The 16,713-nt window shown below is 67.0% G+C and carries 16 protein-coding genes; 5 read left to right on the top strand and 11 right to left on the bottom strand.

What is annotated here, in order from left to right:
• Positions 1 to 23 precede the first annotated feature (23 nt).
• Both AC1RUR_RS36045 and AC1RUR_RS36040 read left to right on the top strand, forming a co-directional pair.
• Positions 24 to 1,439: an amidase gene (locus AC1RUR_RS36045; protein WP_492852887.1), complete on the top strand. Its 1,416-nt coding sequence runs from the start codon at positions 24 to 26 to the stop codon at positions 1,437 to 1,439.
• Positions 1,436 to 2,173 carry a 2-keto-4-pentenoate hydratase gene (locus tag AC1RUR_RS36040; protein WP_492852886.1) on the top strand — a complete coding sequence of 246 codons (738 nt, stop codon included), beginning with the start codon at positions 1,436 to 1,438 and terminating at the stop codon, positions 2,171 to 2,173. Before AC1RUR_RS36045 ends, AC1RUR_RS36040 begins: the two co-directional genes overlap by 4 nt.
• A gap of 41 nt (positions 2,174 to 2,214) precedes the next feature.
• Here the strand turns inward: AC1RUR_RS36040 and AC1RUR_RS36035 are convergent, their stop codons facing one another.
• The 9 genes from AC1RUR_RS36035 to AC1RUR_RS35995 all read right to left on the bottom strand — a co-directional run bounded on the left by AC1RUR_RS36035 (position 2,215) and on the right by AC1RUR_RS35995 (position 12,978).
• Positions 2,215 to 3,396, bottom strand: a complete 1,182-nt coding sequence (locus tag AC1RUR_RS36035) for a VWA domain-containing protein (protein WP_492852885.1) — start codon at positions 3,394 to 3,396, stop codon at positions 2,215 to 2,217.
• On the bottom strand, positions 3,393 to 5,615 hold the full coding sequence (locus AC1RUR_RS36030) for a DUF5682 family protein (RefSeq protein WP_492852884.1): 2,223 nt from the start codon (positions 5,613 to 5,615) through the stop codon (positions 3,393 to 3,395). The genes AC1RUR_RS36035 and AC1RUR_RS36030 overlap by 4 nt, the downstream gene beginning before the upstream one ends.
• Before the next feature lie 16 nt (positions 5,616 to 5,631).
• The gene (locus AC1RUR_RS36025) at positions 5,632 to 6,708 is read right to left on the bottom strand and encodes an ATP-binding protein (protein WP_492852883.1); all 1,077 of its coding nucleotides are present in this window, start codon (positions 6,706 to 6,708) and stop codon (positions 5,632 to 5,634) included.
• Complete coding sequence (locus tag AC1RUR_RS36020) at positions 6,705 to 8,135, bottom strand: DUF5691 domain-containing protein (protein WP_492852882.1); 1,431 nt, start codon at positions 8,133 to 8,135, stop codon at positions 6,705 to 6,707. Before AC1RUR_RS36020 ends, AC1RUR_RS36025 begins: the two co-directional genes overlap by 4 nt.
• Positions 8,128 to 9,516, bottom strand: a complete 1,389-nt coding sequence (locus tag AC1RUR_RS36015) for an SWIM zinc finger family protein (RefSeq protein ID WP_492852881.1) — start codon at positions 9,514 to 9,516, stop codon at positions 8,128 to 8,130. The genes AC1RUR_RS36020 and AC1RUR_RS36015 overlap by 8 nt, the downstream gene beginning before the upstream one ends.
• A gap of 98 nt (positions 9,517 to 9,614) precedes the next feature.
• Positions 9,615 to 9,977 (bottom strand): MmcQ/YjbR family DNA-binding protein, encoded by a 363-nt coding sequence (locus tag AC1RUR_RS36010; RefSeq protein ID WP_492852880.1) that lies wholly within the window; start codon positions 9,975 to 9,977, stop codon positions 9,615 to 9,617.
• 39 nt (positions 9,978 to 10,016) lie between these two features.
• Positions 10,017 to 11,048 (bottom strand): GntG family PLP-dependent aldolase, encoded by a 1,032-nt coding sequence (locus AC1RUR_RS36005; protein ID WP_492852879.1) that lies wholly within the window; start codon positions 11,046 to 11,048, stop codon positions 10,017 to 10,019.
• Positions 11,048 to 12,298, bottom strand: a complete 1,251-nt coding sequence (locus tag AC1RUR_RS36000) for a dicarboxylate/amino acid:cation symporter (RefSeq protein ID WP_492852878.1) — start codon at positions 12,296 to 12,298, stop codon at positions 11,048 to 11,050. Before AC1RUR_RS36000 ends, AC1RUR_RS36005 begins: the two co-directional genes overlap by 1 nt.
• Positions 12,295 to 12,978: a GntR family transcriptional regulator gene (locus AC1RUR_RS35995; protein WP_492852877.1), complete on the bottom strand. Its 684-nt coding sequence runs from the start codon at positions 12,976 to 12,978 to the stop codon at positions 12,295 to 12,297. Before AC1RUR_RS35995 ends, AC1RUR_RS36000 begins: the two co-directional genes overlap by 4 nt.
• Before the next feature lie 153 nt (positions 12,979 to 13,131).
• On the opposite strand from AC1RUR_RS35995, the gene AC1RUR_RS35990 reads away from it, so the two are divergent.
• The gene (locus tag AC1RUR_RS35990) at positions 13,132 to 13,767 is read left to right on the top strand and encodes a PadR family transcriptional regulator (protein WP_492852876.1); all 636 of its coding nucleotides are present in this window, start codon (positions 13,132 to 13,134) and stop codon (positions 13,765 to 13,767) included.
• Positions 13,768 to 13,784: 17 nt separating this feature from the next.
• Positions 13,785 to 14,429, top strand: coding sequence for an O-methyltransferase (locus AC1RUR_RS35985; protein ID WP_492852875.1), 645 nt, complete (start codon positions 13,785 to 13,787; stop codon positions 14,427 to 14,429).
• Here AC1RUR_RS35985 and AC1RUR_RS35980 read toward each other — a convergent pair.
• The gene (locus AC1RUR_RS35980) at positions 14,410 to 14,643 is read right to left on the bottom strand and encodes a tautomerase family protein (protein ID WP_492852874.1); all 234 of its coding nucleotides are present in this window, start codon (positions 14,641 to 14,643) and stop codon (positions 14,410 to 14,412) included. The genes AC1RUR_RS35985 and AC1RUR_RS35980 overlap by 20 nt on opposite strands.
• Positions 14,644 to 14,678: 35 nt before the next feature.
• Entirely contained in the window at positions 14,679 to 15,419 is a 741-nt protein-coding gene (locus tag AC1RUR_RS35975) for an SDR family oxidoreductase (RefSeq protein WP_492852873.1), read from the bottom strand.
• Between the two features lie 108 nt (positions 15,420 to 15,527).
• Between AC1RUR_RS35975 and AC1RUR_RS35970 the strand changes: the two genes are divergently transcribed.
• Positions 15,528 to 16,421, top strand: coding sequence for a LysR family transcriptional regulator (locus tag AC1RUR_RS35970; protein ID WP_492852872.1), 894 nt, complete (start codon positions 15,528 to 15,530; stop codon positions 16,419 to 16,421).
• Positions 16,422 to 16,713 lie beyond the last annotated feature (292 nt).

The raw sequence follows: 16,713 nt of genomic DNA, 5'->3' as shown, positions 1-16,713 counted from the left end.
GGCCCCTCAAACGATAATTCCGCATGACCCATTTCTGGCATCTCGACGTCGCGCAACTGACACAGGGCTACAGAACGCGCGCGTTCACCCCGGTCGACGTCATCAGGGATTGCCTGGATCGCGCACGCGATTGCGATCGCTCGCTCAATGCCTTCCTGCATTTCAGCGAGGCCGACGCGCTGCGCGCGGCTGAGGCAAGCCGCAGGCGCTGGGACGAAGCAAGGCCGCTCGGCGTGCTCGATGGCATCCCGGTGTCGGTAAAGGACAATTTGCATGTCGCGGGCATGCCGACCACGTGGGGCAGCGAGCTGATGCGCGGCTTCGTCGCGACTGAAGACGAGGAGCCGGTGGCCAGGTTACGAGCGGCGGGCGCGGTGCTGTTCGCAAAGACCAGCCTGCCGGAGTTCGCAATGCAGGGCTATACCGCCAATGCCCTGAAAGGCACCACGTTCAACCCGCTCGCTTTGTCGCTGACACCCGGTGGTTCCTCGGGCGGCGCGGCGGCCGCTGTTGCCGCCTTCTGCGGACCGCTGGCGCTGGCGACCGACGGCGGCGGTTCAATACGGCGACCGGCCTCGCATTGCGGCCTCGTCGGATTCAAACCGTCCGCCGGGCTCGTGAAGCGGCGCGGTGGTCTGCCCGAGATATTTTGGGGGCACGAGGTGGTCGGCGGAATTGGGCGAAAAATTGCGGACGTTGCGAGCTTCACGGAGACGCTGGCCGGGCAGCAGCTCTTCGCCGCTTCGAAGAAGATCAAAATCCTGTACGTGCCGAGCTTTTCGGGCGCGCCCGTCGATCCGGGCATCGACGATGCTGTAAAAAGGGCGGCGCAGCGCTTTGAGTCGATGGGACATGTCGTCGAGACCGGAGCATCGTTCGACCTCGCCGAGGAGATCAACGGCTTGTGGCCACTGCTTTCCGCGATCGGTCTGGCCTGGCTGTTTGAAGATGACGCACGCTGGCCTGAACTTGGCCTTCGCCACGGGGCGCAACCTGACGAGTTGATGTGTGGCGAGGCGGCTCGCGCTGCTCTGCAAGAGGGCCGCGCGGCCCGGGCGACCGGCCTGTTCAATCTCGTCAATGCAATTTCGCGGCTCGAACGGCAATTGGATGTGCTGTTCGCGTCCTACGACGCGATCCTCACGCCCGGCACCGCGTCTTTGCCCTGGCCTGCCGATCAACCCTATCCCGAAACGATCGCAGGGCAGGCGGTCGGGCCGCGCGGGCACGCTGTCTTCACCGCCATCGCCAACGCCGCCGGCTTGCCGGCGCTCGCGATCCCTTGCGGATGGGTGTCGAAGCTGCCGACCGGCTTCCAGTTGCTCGGCCCGAAGGGAGCTGACGCCGCCGTGCTGGCGTTGGGGCGGGAATTCGAGCAGAACTTTCCGCTTGAAGCGCCTGCCGCCGAGGCCGGAACGCATGACGGGAGAGCATCGTGAGCAATGCGAGTGAAGTTGCGGACCGGCTGGTCGCAGCCCGCAGCAGCGGGCCGGTTTCTTGGCGCGATATTCTGCCTTCGGATCGTGCCGCCGCCTACGCGATCCAGGATGCCACGCTTGCCCGGATCGGCCCGATCGGCGGCTGGAAGGTCGGGGCGTCAGGCCCGGAGGCCGAGCCGATCTGCGCGCCGCTGCCCGCGTCGTGTCTGCTTGCCTCCGGCGCGCGACTGGGGATCGGATTGCTGCGCGGTGTGGAAGCGGAAGTCGCGCTCCGGGTCGGGCGCGCGCTCACGGCTCACGATGCCGCATTGCCCGATCGCGAATTGGCACGAGCCTTCGATGCTGCGTATCCCGCCATCGAGGTGGTCGAGACGCGGCTCGAGGATTGGACCAACAGCGCTGCTTTGGCCCAGCTCGCGGATTTGCAGAGCCACGGCGCGTTATTGATCGGACCAGCCTCGACAGTCAGCCTTGATTCCATCGATCTGCGGAGCGTCGAGGCGCACATCTCCGTCGGCGATGATATCAGCCGGCGAACCACCGGAGGCAATCCGGCAGGCGACATCTGGCGTCTGCTGCGCTGGCTCGTTCGCCATTGTGCCGAGCGTGGCGCGCCTCTCTTGCCGGGCCACATCGTCACGACCGGTTCGTGCACCGGCATGATCTTCGCACGAGAGGGCGCCAGCGTCCGCGCACGCCTGGCGGGGTTCGGCGAGGTTGCCGTCGATTTCTGAGGTAGCTAACAGCCATGGCGGGCTTTTTTCCGCATCATGCCTCAGCTTTCGGGCCGGATCAGCTTGATGTCCTGATCGGCGGCCCAACCGGCAACGTCCTCGCGCTTCAGTGCGGTTGCCATCAGATCCGGAAACTGGTCCGGCGTGCAGGCAAAGACGGGAATGCCGAGGCTTGCGACCTTTGCCGCCAGCACGGGGTTGTACGAGGGGTGGCCGGTATCGGTCAGTGCCAATAGGACGATCACGTTGATCCCGCGCACTGCGAGCCGCGCCAGCCGGTCGACCAGCACATCCGCGTTGCCGCCCTCGTAGAGGTCGGTGATCAGGATCAGATGCGCTTTCGCCGGCCGTTCGATGCGCTCCTCGCAATAGGCGACGGCGCGGTTGATGTCGGTACCGCCGCCGAGCTGGACGCCGAACAGCACCTCGACGGGATCGGCGAGCTCTTCGGTCAGGTCGACGATTGCGGTGTCGAAACAGACGAGCTTGGTCGCGACCACCGGCAGCGAGGCCATCACCGCCGCGAAGATCGAGGCATAGACGACGGAGGTCGCCATCGACCCGGACTGGTCGACGCACAGGATGACCTCTTCGAGATCGACGATGCGACGCTGCTGGCGCAGGAAGCCGATCAGCCGTTCGGGCACCACGGTGCGGTGCTCGGGCTGGTAATGGCGAAGATTGGCCTTGATGGTGCGTGGCCAGTCGATGTCGGCAAAGCGCGGGCGGCTGGTCCGCAGCGAGCGGTTCAGGGCGCCGCGGATCGCGTCCGCCGTGCGCCGCTCGAGCCGCTCCATCAGCTCCGCCACCACCTTGGCAATCACGATGCGCGCGGTGTCCTTGGTCTTCTCCGGCATCACGCCGCGCAGCGCGACCAGATCGGCGATCAGGCTCACATCGGCCTCGACCGTTGCGAGGAATTCAGGCTCGACCAGCATCTGGCGCAAACCCTTGCGCTCGAAGGCGTCCTTCTGGATCACCTGCACCACCGGCGCGGGGAAGAATTCCCTGATATCCCCAAGCCATTTTGCGACGCGCGGTGCCGAGCCTCCGAGACCGCCGCGGCCCTTCTTCGGCGCATCCTCGCCGTCGCCATAGAGCGCCGTCAGCGCCTCGGACATGCGGCGGTCGCTGGCGGACAGGGCAGGGCCGTTCTCGGCGCCTTCGGCGTCAATGCCGAGGGCGAGCGTCCAGCGTCGGTTGCGTTCGTCGGCCTCGCTCATCGCGCAGCTCCTGATATGAGGAGTTCGAGCACGCGCGCCTGATGCTCGGGCCAGATCTGGCTGGTGCCGGCGAGCAGCCGATATCCCTTGGCTCCATCGGTGCTCCGCGCAAACAGAGCATCCATCAATCGCCTGCGCTCGGTACGGTCCAGCGCCGAGAATACGCGGCGGAACAGCGGCAGGCTGGCGGTGAAGGCCTCCTCGTCCAGCGTCATCAGCCAGGCGTCGACGGCGCTGCGGAGCGTTGCATCATGGATCAGCCGCTGGCCGGCGCCCTCGAAAAAGCCTTCGAAGAAGCCGGCCGCATCTGCGACGGGTGTGCCGGGCGAGAGCATTCGCGTCAGCAGGTCCGCCGCGTGACCGGCGGTCAGCAGCTCGGCCTCGTAGAGCAATCGTGCGGCGGTGCCGGCGATCAGCCGCGTCGCCTGACCGTCGTTCAACAGCGCGTTCAGCGCATCGCGCCAGCTGGCCACGACGTCGGTCTCGATCTGGGCGAGCTGGATCGCGGCGTCGGCCGCGAGGAGCGCACCGCGTAGCTTGGCTGCCGCGGCCGCATCCAGATTGCGCGCAGCATAGGGCAGGGCGAGTGCCGCCTGCACCACGATGCGCGGCATCAGGGTCGCCAGATGCTCGACCGTGCCGGCGCGCGCCTCGCCATAGCGCAGGATGTCGGCCATCGGTGGCAGCGCGCCAAGGAGCGATTGGCCGTCGCTCGTCAGCGCCGCTTTGTTCTCCAGCGCCGCAATGCCGAATTCAGTGGCGCGGGACAGGTCCGCGATCATGGCGTTGCGCACGAGCGTCGCGAGCGGAGCAAGCTCGGCTTCCTTGCCCATCACCTCGATCAGGCGTCCGCCCGCGGCTTCCGCGATGGTCGAACCGTAGAGCAGATTTTCGACGAGTCTGACCGCGAATTCCGGCTCCCAGCGCAATTGCCAGTTCTCACGAAACGTACCGCGGCTGCGCCCCGCATCCACAAGCCGTCCCCAGGGCACATCGAGCGCGTTCAGCCGGTGCAGCAGCGTGGAGCGCATCAGCCCGCTTTCGCTGCGCAAATCGAGCGTCAGCGGCCGTTCGAGCGCCTCCGGCTTGAGCCGCGTCGTTCTCTGCTGCCGCTGGAGATCTTCGAGCAGCGGCGCGAGCGGTGTCGCCGACGGGATCGCGCCGACACCTGCACCGATCAGGAGCTCGGCCGAGATATCGTCCCACATGGCGCGCTCGCCATTGCAGAGGCAGGCGATCGCCGCCTCGCGCAGTTCTGCGAAACCCGGCGCAGGGCGGCCGCGGAGCGCCGCGAGCGTCGTGCCCAGACGCTGTGCCTCGATCACCGAAGCGGTCGATACGAAGTGGCCACGATCGCGCAGCACACGCGTCATCTTGGCAAGCCACTCCGCAGCGCGATCGCGGTCGCGCGTCTCCCAGACATGTGCGCACCATCCCGGTGCCACCACGCCCGCGCCATAGCCGCTCGCGCGCGCCAGGCGCGGCGCAGTCCATGGCGCCCAGGTTGCCTTGATTTTCGTCTTCGGCCGACCCTTCAGCAACTCGCGATCCGCGGCAACGCTGCGACGCTCGGCGAGCGCCGGCACGTGCCAGGCGCCGCAGACGACCGCGACGGTGCCATCGCATTCCTTTGCCGCTTTCGCGATCTCGATCCGCATATGGGCCTCGCGCGCGGCCTCGCGGGTCGTCAGCGATTTTTCTTCGGCGCGCAGCGCCGTCATCGCATCGGCGACGGCCGCGAAGACCGGGCCTGTCGCAGGATTCTCCTCGATGACGTCGGACCACCAGGATTCGCCGTCATCATAGCCGGCGGCGGCCGCGAGCGTGCCGATCGGGTCGTGGCTGACCGGATCGACGTCGGCCCTCGGTGCGGTTTGCTCCGCGATGTCGCCGGCGGCACCCAGCCTGTCCGATGCCGGCAAGTCGATGAAGCGCAGGGTTGCGCCGTGGCGCACCGCCCAGCGCGCGGCCTGGTATTCCGGCGAATAGTCGGCAAAGGGAAAGAAGCTCGCGTTCGCCGGATTGTCCTCGGCGTAGGTGAGCAGGGCCACCGGCGTCACCATGTCGGGATCGGCGAGCATCGGCAGCAGTTCGGATGCGTCCGCCGGGCCTTCGATCAACACCGCGAGTGGCTTCAGCGCGTCGAGCGCTTCCACCAGCCGGCGCGCCGATCCCGGGCCGTGATGCCGGATGCCGAAGAGAGAGACCTGGCCTGCCATCGGGCGCGTCTTGCTGTCAGATCAAATCGGTCAGCGAAGCATAATAGCCTTCGAAACCGCGTCGCTTTTTCAGGACGGTCTCGAGATATTCGCCAAGTACGGCGGTATCCTGCACCGGATCCTTCACGACGGCGCCGATCATGTTGCTCGCGAGCGTTTCCGGCGTCAGCTTGCCGTCGTTGAAGAAGGTCGCCTGGCTGATCCCGCCGATCATCACCGCGATCGCTTCGGCCGTCGACAGTCCGCCCGAAGGCGATTTCAGCGCGATCTTGCCGTCCTCGGTCGAGCCCGAACGCAATTCACGGAAGATCGCGACCACCCGCGCCACCTCGTCGGCGACGTTCTTCGGTGCGGGCAGGTCGAGATTCTGCGCCATCTCGCCGACACGCTTGACGATGATCGCCACTTCCTCCTCGGCGCTGTCGGGCAGGGGCAGTACGACGACATTGAAGCGTCGCTTGAGCGCGGAGGACAATTCGTTGACGCCCTTGTCGCGGTTGTTGGCGGTGGCGATGATGTTGAAGCCGCGCTGGGCATAGATGGCGGTGTTGAGCTCCGGGACCGGCATCATCTTTTCGGACAGCACGGTGATCAGCGTGTCCTGCACGTCGCTGCCCATTCGCGTCAGCTCTTCGAAGCGGCAGAGCTTGCCGCCCTCCATCGCACGCATCAGCGGGGTCGGGACCAGCGCCTCGCGGCTCGGGCCGTGCGCGAGCAGTTGGGCATAGTTCCAGCCGTAGCGGATCTGGTTTTCGTCGGTCCCCGCCGTGCACTGGATCACGAGCGTTGAATCGCCGGTGATGCCGGCGGCGAGATGCTCGGAAACCCACGACTTGGCCGTGCCGGGCACGCCCAGCAGCAGCAGCGCACGATCGGTCGCGAGTGTCGCAACGGCGGTCTCGATCAGCCGCCGGTCTCCGACATATTTCGGCGTGATCACGCTCCCGTCGGCTGCCTTTCCGCCCATCAGATAGGTCACGACTTGCCGCGGCGCGAGCGCCCAGCCCGGCGGTCGATGCTGATCGCCTGCGGCAAGCGCCTTCAGCTCAGCGGCATAGCTGTCCTCGGCGGGCAGACGCAGTTTCTCGCTCATGGCTTCGCTCCCTTGTCGTCCAACGCGGCGTTGAGCCGCAGCATGTCGAGGCGCGGGTCGCCCTGCAGCAGGCCCGCGCCCGTCAGCCGTTCCAGCGATTGTCGTGCTCCTTCGCGCGAGGCGATGAGGCCCAGCGCATGGAGTTCTGCAACATGGTCGGAAGATTTGGCATCGTCGCGCTGGAGCGCGACGAGCAGCGCCTTGCCGGCGGGGGCGGACAGCGGATTGTCCAGTCGTGCCGCCGGGCCCGCGATCAGTTGCGCCAGCTCGAAGCGGATATTGTGCGCGTTCAGGGCCGCTTCGGCGTGTCTCGCGCGCTGGGCGGGGGCAAGCCGCGGAGCCAGCGTCACGACGAGACCGGTCGCATCGCGTTCGCCGATCGTCTCCGCCGCCAGCGCGACGTGCGCATCGGTCCCGGCCGCCACGATCAGGTTGATCAGCGCCATGTCCGCAGCCGGATCCACGTTCCAGTCCCAGGCGGCAATCAGCTCCTGCGGCGTCAAGCCGAGCGCGCCGGAAAACGATGCGAGATCGGCACCGTCGAACAGTGCCTTGCGGCGTTGTGCCTGCGCCGGCGTCTTGAGTAGTTGGGCCTCGACCACGCGCGAGCGGCGCAACAGACCCTTGGTCTTGACCGCGAAGAAGCCGGCGAGCTCGGCGACGTCTTCGCCGGTCGCAGTGCCCCGGCCAAGACGCGCGAGCAGCGAGGTCGCAAGCGCCTTGACCTTGGGGGCGCGGTCGTCCGCAGCGATACCTTCGAGGAAGCTGACGTCGTCATCCGATAACCGCTCCGACATCAGCGAGAGCAGGCGCAACCGCATGTCGGCATTCTCGCCACCGAGCTTCGCCTCGAGCACGGTGCGCGCTGCGGAAGGATCGCGCCGCCTCAGTTCGATCAATGCCACCTTGCGTGCGGCCGGCCAGAAGTCGTCCCAATTCCCGGCGCTGAGCCGGTCGTTCGTCTGCTGCCGCGTCTCGCTGTCGGACCCTGCAACGGCCGCCCAGTCGCGCCATGGTGCGTAGACGTCGGGGGCATCATCGTCGTCGGCCGCGGGCATCCAGTCGCGGGGATGCGTGGTCCAGCCGCGCGCCGCGAGGAAGCGGGCGAGTTCGGGCCCGCCCTGTGCCTGCTTCTTTGCCGACAGAATCCGGCGCACGAGCGGACGCAGGGGCTCCGGTATCGTCGGCAGTGCGAGCGCTGGAATATCGGGCCGGATGCGGAGCGTGGAGGCTGGCTCCATCGTCACCGCGATGCCGAGAAACTGGCCCGAAAGGGCAAGCAGCCGCAACTCGGCTTCGGCGGGATCCTCGCCAAGCTCGGCGCGCCAGAACGAGGCCGCGGGCGCGGCCGCTGATCCCATCGTCCAGCGCGCGAGCACCGCGCCCATCGCGTCGTAGATCGTCTCGGCCTTGATCGCTTCAGTCATGGCCGCCGATCCGTCCCCAAGGGGTCTGCGCGGCGAGGATCGCGAGCCGGCTACCCGACCAGACCGCAGCGGTACGCGTGAGATCGGTGCCGCAAAGCAGGCCGTCGACCTCCGTCGCCAGCGGCAGCGTCGCCATGCCATCGGCTGATCGCCACCATGTGTGTCCGATGTCGTCGTGCGCGATCCGGCCCTGCGGCAGCAGCAACGGAATGTCGATCGCCCAGGGTTCTGTCAGCAGCGGTCGCGTCATCGCGTCGGGGAGCGTTTCGTCCGGCGCGGGCCATTCCAGTGCTGGCATCTCCTCCCCTGCGTCGCGTCGAACGAGCAAGGCGCGGAGCGGCTGCGCCGATGGATAGAAGACGAGCTCGCCGCGAAAGCGCTCGCCCGGTGTGAAGACCGAACCGCGTCGTCCGGCGCTTGCCGGAAAGAAATCGAGCAGCATCGCAAAGCGCGGACCCGCTGCGGCGAGATTGAGCAGCCAGGTCGTCTGAGATACCAGACCGTCGCGGCGCGTCTGCACCTGCTCGGCAAGAACCTCCCAGTGCGCGTCAACCCGGAGCGCGCGGGGGTCGGCAAGCACCGTCTCGCGCGTCTCCGATGCCGCGACGGCGCGACGGATCTCGGTATCGCGCGGCGTGGCGCGGAATGCGCGCGCGAGCAAAACCAGCTTGCCGAGCTCGACGACGGCGCCGCGTGGCCGGTCGCCTGCGGCAAGCGCGAGCAGACGGGACGGCAGCTCGTCGATCCGGCCGGCGAGCACCGCGGCTTTGCCATCGACCAGCCGCGCCGCGATCCGCCGGCATCGTGCCGTGGCATCGTCGATGAAGCCCGACAATCCCATGCGAAGCTGATCGCCAATCCATTGCTCGAGTGCGTCCAGCGCATCGAGAATGGCGCGGTCGGTGTCCTCGTTGCGCCTGGCCGCCTGGGCCTCGCGCCGCGCCGTATCCTTCGGGTCCTCGGCGACTTCGGGTTCGGCAGCGCGCGCGGCGTGCAAATCCTTCTCGCCGTCGGGCGGTGCGCTGTTTGCAGGCTTGGCCGCGGCGGTGCCGCGTCGGCGGCCCAGCCAATCGCTGACCCAGGCGGGCGTGTCCGCGGGCGTGAACGGCACGATTGCCTCGGCGTTCAGCCACAACAGGCCGAGCACATGCTTGCAGGGGAATTTGCGTGACGGGCAGGTGCACTTGTTGCCGAGGTCGCGGAGGTCCGCCATCACGCGGTAGGGATTGGCACCGGACCCCGCGCATTCGCCCCAGATCAGCGCGCCATCCGGGCTGCCGCCGACGCCGGACCATTTGGCGGGCTTGGCAAGGCCGGCGGCGGCCTTGAGCGAGGATTGATCGGTAGCGAGTTGCTCGACCGCCTTCAGATCAATCGCCACGCCGATGCCCTAAATCGAATCCAGAACCGGCAGTATATCGGGGAAGAATGAAAGCTCAATGTCGCCGCGAGCAACTCGTGCGGTGCACGCGGGGATGGTCATGCCGGCGGGGCGAGGCCAAGTTCCCTGCGGAGCTTGCGGGGCAGCTTTGCCACGATCAGCGCATGGGCTTGCGCCAGATAGGCCGTGAGCTCGGCATCCGGCAGGGCGTTGTTGCTGACGAGCTGCACCCATTTGGCGCGCGCCAGATAGGGCGCCGGCCGTGCCACACCATGCTCGATCAGCATCGCATAGGCCATGTCCGAGACCTTGAACATGTAGCCGCCGGAGCCTGCCGCAAAGCCGCCGCCGAGCGCGAACATCTTGCCGCCGACCTTGAACACGGAGGTGCCCTCCCACTGCACCACCTTGGTGGCGGCGGGCAGGCGCAGGCAGCGGGCTTCGAAGTTTTTCGGCGTCATCGCCCGAGCGATAGCAGGTTGCGTGCGGCTTGCAACGCGCTAGCGGCCGAGTGCCGCGAAGGCGGCGATGGTGCGGTCCACCGCCGCTTCGTCGATATGGCGATGGGTGACGAGCCGGAGCTGCGAGGGGCCGCTGGCCTGCACCAGGATGCCGCGCTGCTTCACGCCCTCGGCCCATGCGGCGGCCTCGCGCCCGCTTGCGGAGACGTCGATGCGCAGGATGTTGGTCTGCACTTGGTCGGGATCGGCAAGCGCCGGGTCGAGCCAGCTCAGAGCCGCGGCGAGCCGCCTTGCTGCCGCGTGATCCTCAGAGAGACGCTCGATCATGCGCTCCAACGCCACGAGACCCGCGGCGGCGACAACGCCGGACTGACGCATGGTGCCGCCGACGAGCTTGCGAAAGCCGCGTGCCTTCGCGATGAGTTCGGCGGAGCCGTACAGCAGGCTGCCGACCGGCGCACTCAGTCCCTTGGACAGGCAGACCATCACACTGTCGGCGTGCTCGGCGATGCGTGCCGCCGGCACGCCGAGCGCGACCGACGCATTGAAGAGGCGGGCGCCGTCCAGATGCACGGGTATCCCGTGGCTTTGCGCGAGCGCATGAATTCGCATCATGTGCGGCAGGGGCAGCACGGCGCCCCCAGCGCCATTGTGCGTCGTTTCCATCGCGATCAGGCCGGGGCGGCTTGATGCGCGGATCGCATCCGCGAGTGCCGCTTCGTCCATCGCGCCGCGACGGCCCGGCATGGGCTTTGGCGCCAGCCCCGCGATCGTCACGACGCTGCCGAGCTCCGAGTTCAGCAGATGCGCGCCGGCATCGGCGAAGACATCCGCGCCACGCTCGGCATGGGCGAGCATCGCCAGCAGATTGCCCATCGTGCCGCTCGGCACGAACAGTGCAGCTTCCTTGCCGATCAGCGCCGCGCCGCGCACCTCGAGCGCGCGGACGGTCGGGTCGCCCTCGCGGCCGTCGTCGCCGAGAGGTGCGCGCTGCATGCGCTCCAGCATCGCGCCGGTTGGCAGCGTGACGGTGTCGCTGCGCAGATCGACATGAGATTGCGCCGCGGCCATCACGCGTCCTGCGTTTGCAGGCCGACCGCAACAGGCTGTACCTCATCGGCGACCACGTCGCCGGCAAATTTTTCGACCAGCTTCACCGCGACCGTGTTACCGAACACGTTGATCGCGGTGCGGCCCATGTCGAGGAAGGCGTCGACACCGGCGATGATCGCCAGCGCCTCGATCGGCAGCCCGATCGCCGACAGCACCATGGCAATCGCAACGAGTCCGCCGGAGGGAACGTTGGCGCTGCCCTTGCTCGCGATGGTCGTGACCATGACGATGGTGAACAGCGTCGACCAGGTCAGCGTCACGCCATAGGCCTCGGCGAGGAAGGTGACGGCCAGCGCGAAATACATGATGGCGCCGTCGCGGTTGAAGGCATAGCCGAGCGGCAGCACCACCGAGACGATGCGCTCTGAGGCGCCCATCGCCCGCAGCTTCTCCATGTGCAGCGGCAGCGTCACTTCCGAGGAGCGGGTGGAGAAGGCCAGGATCATCGGCTCCATCACCGCCCTGGTGACGGCAATCGGCTTCTCGCCGATCGCGAGCAGCATCAGCCAGAAGATCGCAACCATGATCGCGAGGCCGAGATACATCACGCCGACGAGCTTGGCGAGCGCGAGCACGGTGGCGAGCCCTTGCGTTGCGAACAGCCACGCCATCACCGCGAAGATGGCGATCGGAGCGAGCGAGGTGATCCATTTGGTGATCTTGAACATCGCCGCCATCACCGCTTCGAGCACCGCGACCATGGGCTCGCCGACCTTGCCGACCGAAGCGAGGGCCAGGCCGAACAGGATGGCGAAGACGAGCGTCGGCAGGATCTTCTGCTCGGCCATCGCCGCGACGATGTTGGAGGGGATCATGTCCATGAAGAACTTGATCCAGTCCACCGACACCGCGAGATTCTGCGGCACCTTGCCGGTCGCGGCCAGCGGGGCGCCGGCGCCCGGATGGAAGGCGGCGTTGAGGAGCAGGCCGATCAGGATCGAGATCACGGTGGCGAGGTAGAAATAGCCGAGGCTGATCGCGGCGACGCGCCCGAGGACCTTCAGCTCGCTCCCCATGCGGTAGAGGCCGAGCGTGACAGCCGCGAACACCACGGGAATGACGATCATCTTCACCGCTTCGACGAAGGCGGTGCCGATCGGGCGCAGGCTGGCGCCGAAATCCGGCCAGAGCAGGCCGACGGAGAGGCCCAGCACCAGGCCGAGCAGCATCTGGAACACGAGCGGCAGTCTGAGCAGCGGCCGGATCATGCGTGGTGGTCTCCTTGTCCCGGATATTGCGTGCGGATCGCGCCGAGCGCGGTGAGGCGGGCCTCGAATGCGGACGACAGATGCCGCCACATGCGCTGCTGTGCGGCGTCAGGGTCGTGCGCTTCGATCGCCGCGTAGATATCGAGATGCTCGCTGACGGCCTGGCGCGTGCGCGCGACGCTGTATTGCCGCATCTTCTGGAGGGCGAGGCCGCTCTGCGCGCGCAGATTGTCGTAGGATTGCGCCAGCCGGCCATTGCCGGTCGCGCGAAACAGTTCGTCGTGGAAGGCCCAGCCGACCTGCTGCGCTTCCTCGACATCGAGGTTGTCGCGCGACTGGATGCTGCGCAGCTCCCCGGCGCATGTGCGCAGCGGCTCGGTTGGCCCGCGCGTTGCGGCGAGATAGGCCGCCATGCCTTCGAGTGCGAGCCGCAATTCATGGATCTCGCGCAGATCGTCGAACGACAATTGGCGCAGGAAGGTGCCGCGCATCGGATGGATGGTGAGAAGGCCGTCCCTGGCGAGCGCCTTCAGCGCCTCGCGGATCGGGGTGCGGCCCAGCGCCAGCCGGCTCGACAGGCTGCGTTCGGAGAGGGGCTCGTCCGGCGCGAACTCGCCGGAGATGACGAGATCGCGGAGCAGCGAATAGGCGCGGTCGCGGTCGAGGGAGGCAGTGGGCATAACTGACATACCAGCGGGATGGCAGAGGAATGTCAAGCTTGCCAGCTGATTTTGCCGGTGAAACGAGCCTTGCGACGAAATCACGGACTCGTGCCTTGCCAATTGGATCTCAAAACATATCTTACGATATATCTAACAATGGAGACGTAAGATATGTTTCGTGACAAACACCACGGCCGGCACGGCCGGGAGGACCATGAGTTCCGCTTCGCCTTTGCCGTGGGCCGGCATGGCGGCGGGCGGCATCGCTTCGGTCGCGGCGGGCACGGCTTCTTCGGGCGCGGCGGTGACGATTTTCCCGGCGCGCGGCGGCTGTCCTCGCAGGATCTTCAACTGGTGATCCTGGCGTTGCTCGCCGAAAAACCGGCGCATGGCTATGAGCTGATCAAGATCATCGAGGAGCGCTCCGAGGGGTTCTACACGCCGAGTCCCGGCGTGATCTATCCGGCGCTGACCTATCTCGAAGAGGTCGGCCACGCCGGCGTCGAACAGGATGGTGGCCGCAAGCTGTACAGCATCACGCCACAGGGCGTGGCGCATCTGGTCGAGAACCGCGCGACCGCCGATGCGATCCTGCAGGCGCTGTCGCGGATCGGCCGCCGCATGGACGAGGTGCGCGAGGCCTTCGCCGGCGTCAGCGATCTCGATGGTGGCGCCTCGGACGAGCTGCACCGGGCCCGTCACAATCTCAAGCGCGCGCTGCGTACCAAGCACGGCAGCGATGCCACGGAAGCACGCCGTATCGCCGCGATCCTGGATCGCGCCGCAGCGGAAATCCTCGGGAAGTGACCGAACGGAGCCAGCATATGAACGATCGGCCTCACAGTCCGATTCAGGATCCGCGGGTCAACGCCGTGCTCGCGCGCCTGCAAGGCGCGCGGCAGCGTCCATCAGGCGGCGGCCCGCGCGGTTCCTTCAACAGCCGCGATCCGCACGCCTATGCCGAGCAGGGCTTTTCGATCCACCCCGAGCAGGGCGAATTGATCTACTTGCTGTGTCGCGGCCTGCGCGCCACGCGCGTGGCGGAGTTCGCCACCTCCGTCGGCATGTCCACGCTGTATTTCGCGGCGGCCTTGCGCGACAATGGCGGCTGCACCGTGATCGGCTCGGAGATCGTGCCGACCAAGGTCGAAACCGCAAGGCGCAATCTCGCTGAAGCGGGCCTTGCCGATTATGCCGAGATCCGCGAGGGCGACGCGCGCAAAACCTTGCGCGATCTCGGCGGCCCGGTCGATTTCGTGCTGATCGACGGCTGGCCGGGCGAGGGAGGTCCGTCGCTGGCGCGCGAGGTGATCGAGATCGTCGCGCCGCAGCTTCTGGTCGGCGGCTACGTCATGAACGACAACGCCGAGCCCGACTATCTCGATTTCATCCGCGATCCCAAAAACGGCTTCGTCTCGATGACGCTGCCGCTCAAGGGCGGCACCGAGCTCAGCCTGAAGCTGGCGTGACGGTGTCGCGGGCGCGATAGGCGTCGGGAACAACGAACACCTCGTCGGCGCGGCCATAACCGCCGTCGGGGACTTCCTCGATCAGCACCATCGTGTGCGGCCGCGCCGTTTCGCCGAAATAGTGGACGAACAGCGCGGTGAGATTATGCACGATCTCCGCCTTCTGAGCCTGCGACAGTGCGGCCTGCGGGATCTTGATATTGGCGAACGGCATGATGGATGTCTCCGTGTGAGGTGTCGTGCAGTGCGTCAGACCACGCCGCCATTGGCGCGGATGATTTGGCCGTTGACCCAGCCGCTGTCGTTGCCTGCGAGGAAGCCGACCACGCCTGCGATGTCGTCGGGCTGGCCGAGGCGGCCGAACGGGTTCATGGCGGCAATGGCGCGCACTTGCTGCTCGCTCTTGCCTTCAAGGAACAGCCGGGTCTCGACAGGCCCGGGCGCCACCGCGTTGACGGTGATGCGACGGCCGCCGAGCTCCTTGGCGAGGATGTGCGTCATGGCTTCGACCGCGGCCTTGGTTGCGGCGTAGATGCCGTAACCCGGTTGATAGAGGCCGATGACGCTCGAGGAGAAATTGACGATGCGGCCGCCATCGCGCAGCCGCCGCGCTGCTTCGCGCAACGACCGGAACACGCTGTCGAGGTTGACCGATGTTTGCCGTGCAAAGGCTTCGTCGGTGACCGTGGCAAGCGGCCCGAGCTCCATGATGCCAGCATTGTTGACGAGGATGTCGACGCCGCCGAAGGCGCGCTCGGCCGCATCGAACAGCCGGGCCGGGGTTGCCGGGTCGGCGAGATCGGCCTGCACGGCGATGGCGCGTCCGCCGGCCGCTTCGATCTCGGCAACGAGTTCGTCGGCGGCCGCCTTGCCGCTCGCATAGTTGATCGCGACCGCGACTCCGTCCTGCGCCAGCCGTCGGGCGATCGCAGCACCGATTCCGCGGGAGCCGCCGGTCACGATGGCGGCGCGCTGAGCTTGGTTGGTCATGGCGGGATCTCCTCAAATTTGTCGTCTGACTGGGAGATACTTGATCGCTGTAGCCGGATAATCGCAGGAAACTTGCCATCACTTGTCGGCTGTGCTGAACAATGAGCCATGGATCGATTTGACGCCATGCGGCTGTTCGTCCGCCTCGTGGAACGGCAGAGTTTCACAGCCGCGGCGGCCGACCTCGGCATTCCCCGCTCGACGGCGAGCGAGGTCCTGCGGACCCTCGAGGCGCGGCTGGGCGCGCGCCTGCTCGAACGAACGACGCGCCATGTCACGCCGACGCTCGACGGCGAGGACTATTACCGCCGCTGTGTCGCCATCCTGGCGGAAGTCGAGGAAGCCGAAACCGCGATGCGCGATACGCGGCCGCGCGGCCTCCTGCGCATCGACGCGCATCCGTTGCTGACCCGCACTTTCATCCTGCCGCATCTGCCGGCTTTCCTGGCGCGCTATCCGCAGCTCGACTTGCAGATCGGGCAGGGCGACCGCCTGGTCGATCTCGTGCGCGAGGGTGTCGATTGCGTGATCCGGTCGGGCGAGCCCGAGGACAGCGGGATGATCCTGCGCCGCCTCGGCACCATCGCGGAGATCACGGTGGCGAGCCCGGCCTATATTGCCAGCCACGGCATGCCGACGACGCCGGATGCACTCGGCGGCCATCAGATGGTGGCCTTCGTCTCGTCGCGCACCGGCGACGTGCTGCCGCTGGAATTTTCCGTCGCCGGCGCGCTGCGTCACGTCGTGCTGCCGGGCCGGGTTCGCGTCAACAACTCCGACACGATGGCCGATTTGGCACGGCTCGGCTTCGGCCTCGCGCAGGCGCCCCGCTATCGCTTCGCGGAGGATCTCGCCAGCGGCGCGCTGGTCGAGGTGCTGGCCGACCATCCGCCGTCGCCGACGCCGCTCTCCGCGCTCTACCCGCAGAACCGCCAGCTCGCGCTGCGCCTGCGCGTGTTCCTGGACTGGATATCGGGCATTTTTACCGAGGCGAAGCTGTAAGGGGGCGTTTCGTAGCCCGGATGGAGCGTAGCGCAATCCGGGACTGCACTTTCCGCTTGGATGGATTCCCGGATTACGCTGCGCTCCATCCGGGCTACAAGATATCGCGTTGCCCGACGGGCAAAACACCCAATCGCGGGGTCAATCCGCGCACACGAAAATATTCCACTTTACCGAAATTCGGCTTTGGCGTAGTCATGCGCCACCTCATTCCGGTCAGAGGGGCGTATCGCGATCGTCACGAACGTGGGGTGAGCTGCGGTGGACGCAAGTCACATCGGCGCGACAGGTT

Source organism: Bradyrhizobium sp. GW821-FHT12B03, assembly GCF_058807535.1.
This window is presented reverse-complemented; position numbering and strand designations above follow the sequence as displayed.

Bases quoted from the DNA above. Each gene is read 5' to 3' on its own strand.
- AC1RUR_RS36000 (WP_492852878.1), bottom strand. From the start codon at position 12,298: ATGATCCGGCCGCTGCTCAGACTGCCGCTCGTGTTCCAGATGCTGCTC.
- AC1RUR_RS35970 (WP_492852872.1), top strand. From the start codon at position 15,528: ATGGATCGATTTGACGCCATGCGGCTGTTCGTCCGCCTCGTGGAACGG.
- AC1RUR_RS35985 (WP_492852875.1), top strand. From the start codon at position 13,785: ATGAACGATCGGCCTCACAGTCCGATTCAGGATCCGCGGGTCAACGCC.
- AC1RUR_RS35980 (WP_492852874.1), bottom strand. From the start codon at position 14,643: ATGCCGTTCGCCAATATCAAGATCCCGCAGGCCGCACTGTCGCAGGCT.
- AC1RUR_RS36030 (WP_492852884.1), bottom strand. From the start codon at position 5,615: ATGGCAGGCCAGGTCTCTCTCTTCGGCATCCGGCATCACGGCCCGGGA.
- AC1RUR_RS36045 (WP_492852887.1), top strand. From the start codon at position 24: ATGACCCATTTCTGGCATCTCGACGTCGCGCAACTGACACAGGGCTAC.
- AC1RUR_RS36005 (WP_492852879.1), bottom strand. From the start codon at position 11,048: ATGGCCGCGGCGCAATCTCATGTCGATCTGCGCAGCGACACCGTCACG.
- AC1RUR_RS36010 (WP_492852880.1), bottom strand. From the start codon at position 9,977: ATGACGCCGAAAAACTTCGAAGCCCGCTGCCTGCGCCTGCCCGCCGCC.
- AC1RUR_RS36025 (WP_492852883.1), bottom strand. From the start codon at position 6,708: ATGAGCGAGAAACTGCGTCTGCCCGCCGAGGACAGCTATGCCGCTGAG.
- AC1RUR_RS35995 (WP_492852877.1), bottom strand. From the start codon at position 12,978: ATGCCCACTGCCTCCCTCGACCGCGACCGCGCCTATTCGCTGCTCCGC.
- AC1RUR_RS35990 (WP_492852876.1), top strand. From the start codon at position 13,132: ATGTTTCGTGACAAACACCACGGCCGGCACGGCCGGGAGGACCATGAG.
- AC1RUR_RS35975 (WP_492852873.1), bottom strand. From the start codon at position 15,419: ATGACCAACCAAGCTCAGCGCGCCGCCATCGTGACCGGCGGCTCCCGC.
- AC1RUR_RS36020 (WP_492852882.1), bottom strand. From the start codon at position 8,135: ATGACTGAAGCGATCAAGGCCGAGACGATCTACGACGCGATGGGCGCG.
- AC1RUR_RS36035 (WP_492852885.1), bottom strand. From the start codon at position 3,396: ATGAGCGAGGCCGACGAACGCAACCGACGCTGGACGCTCGCCCTCGGC.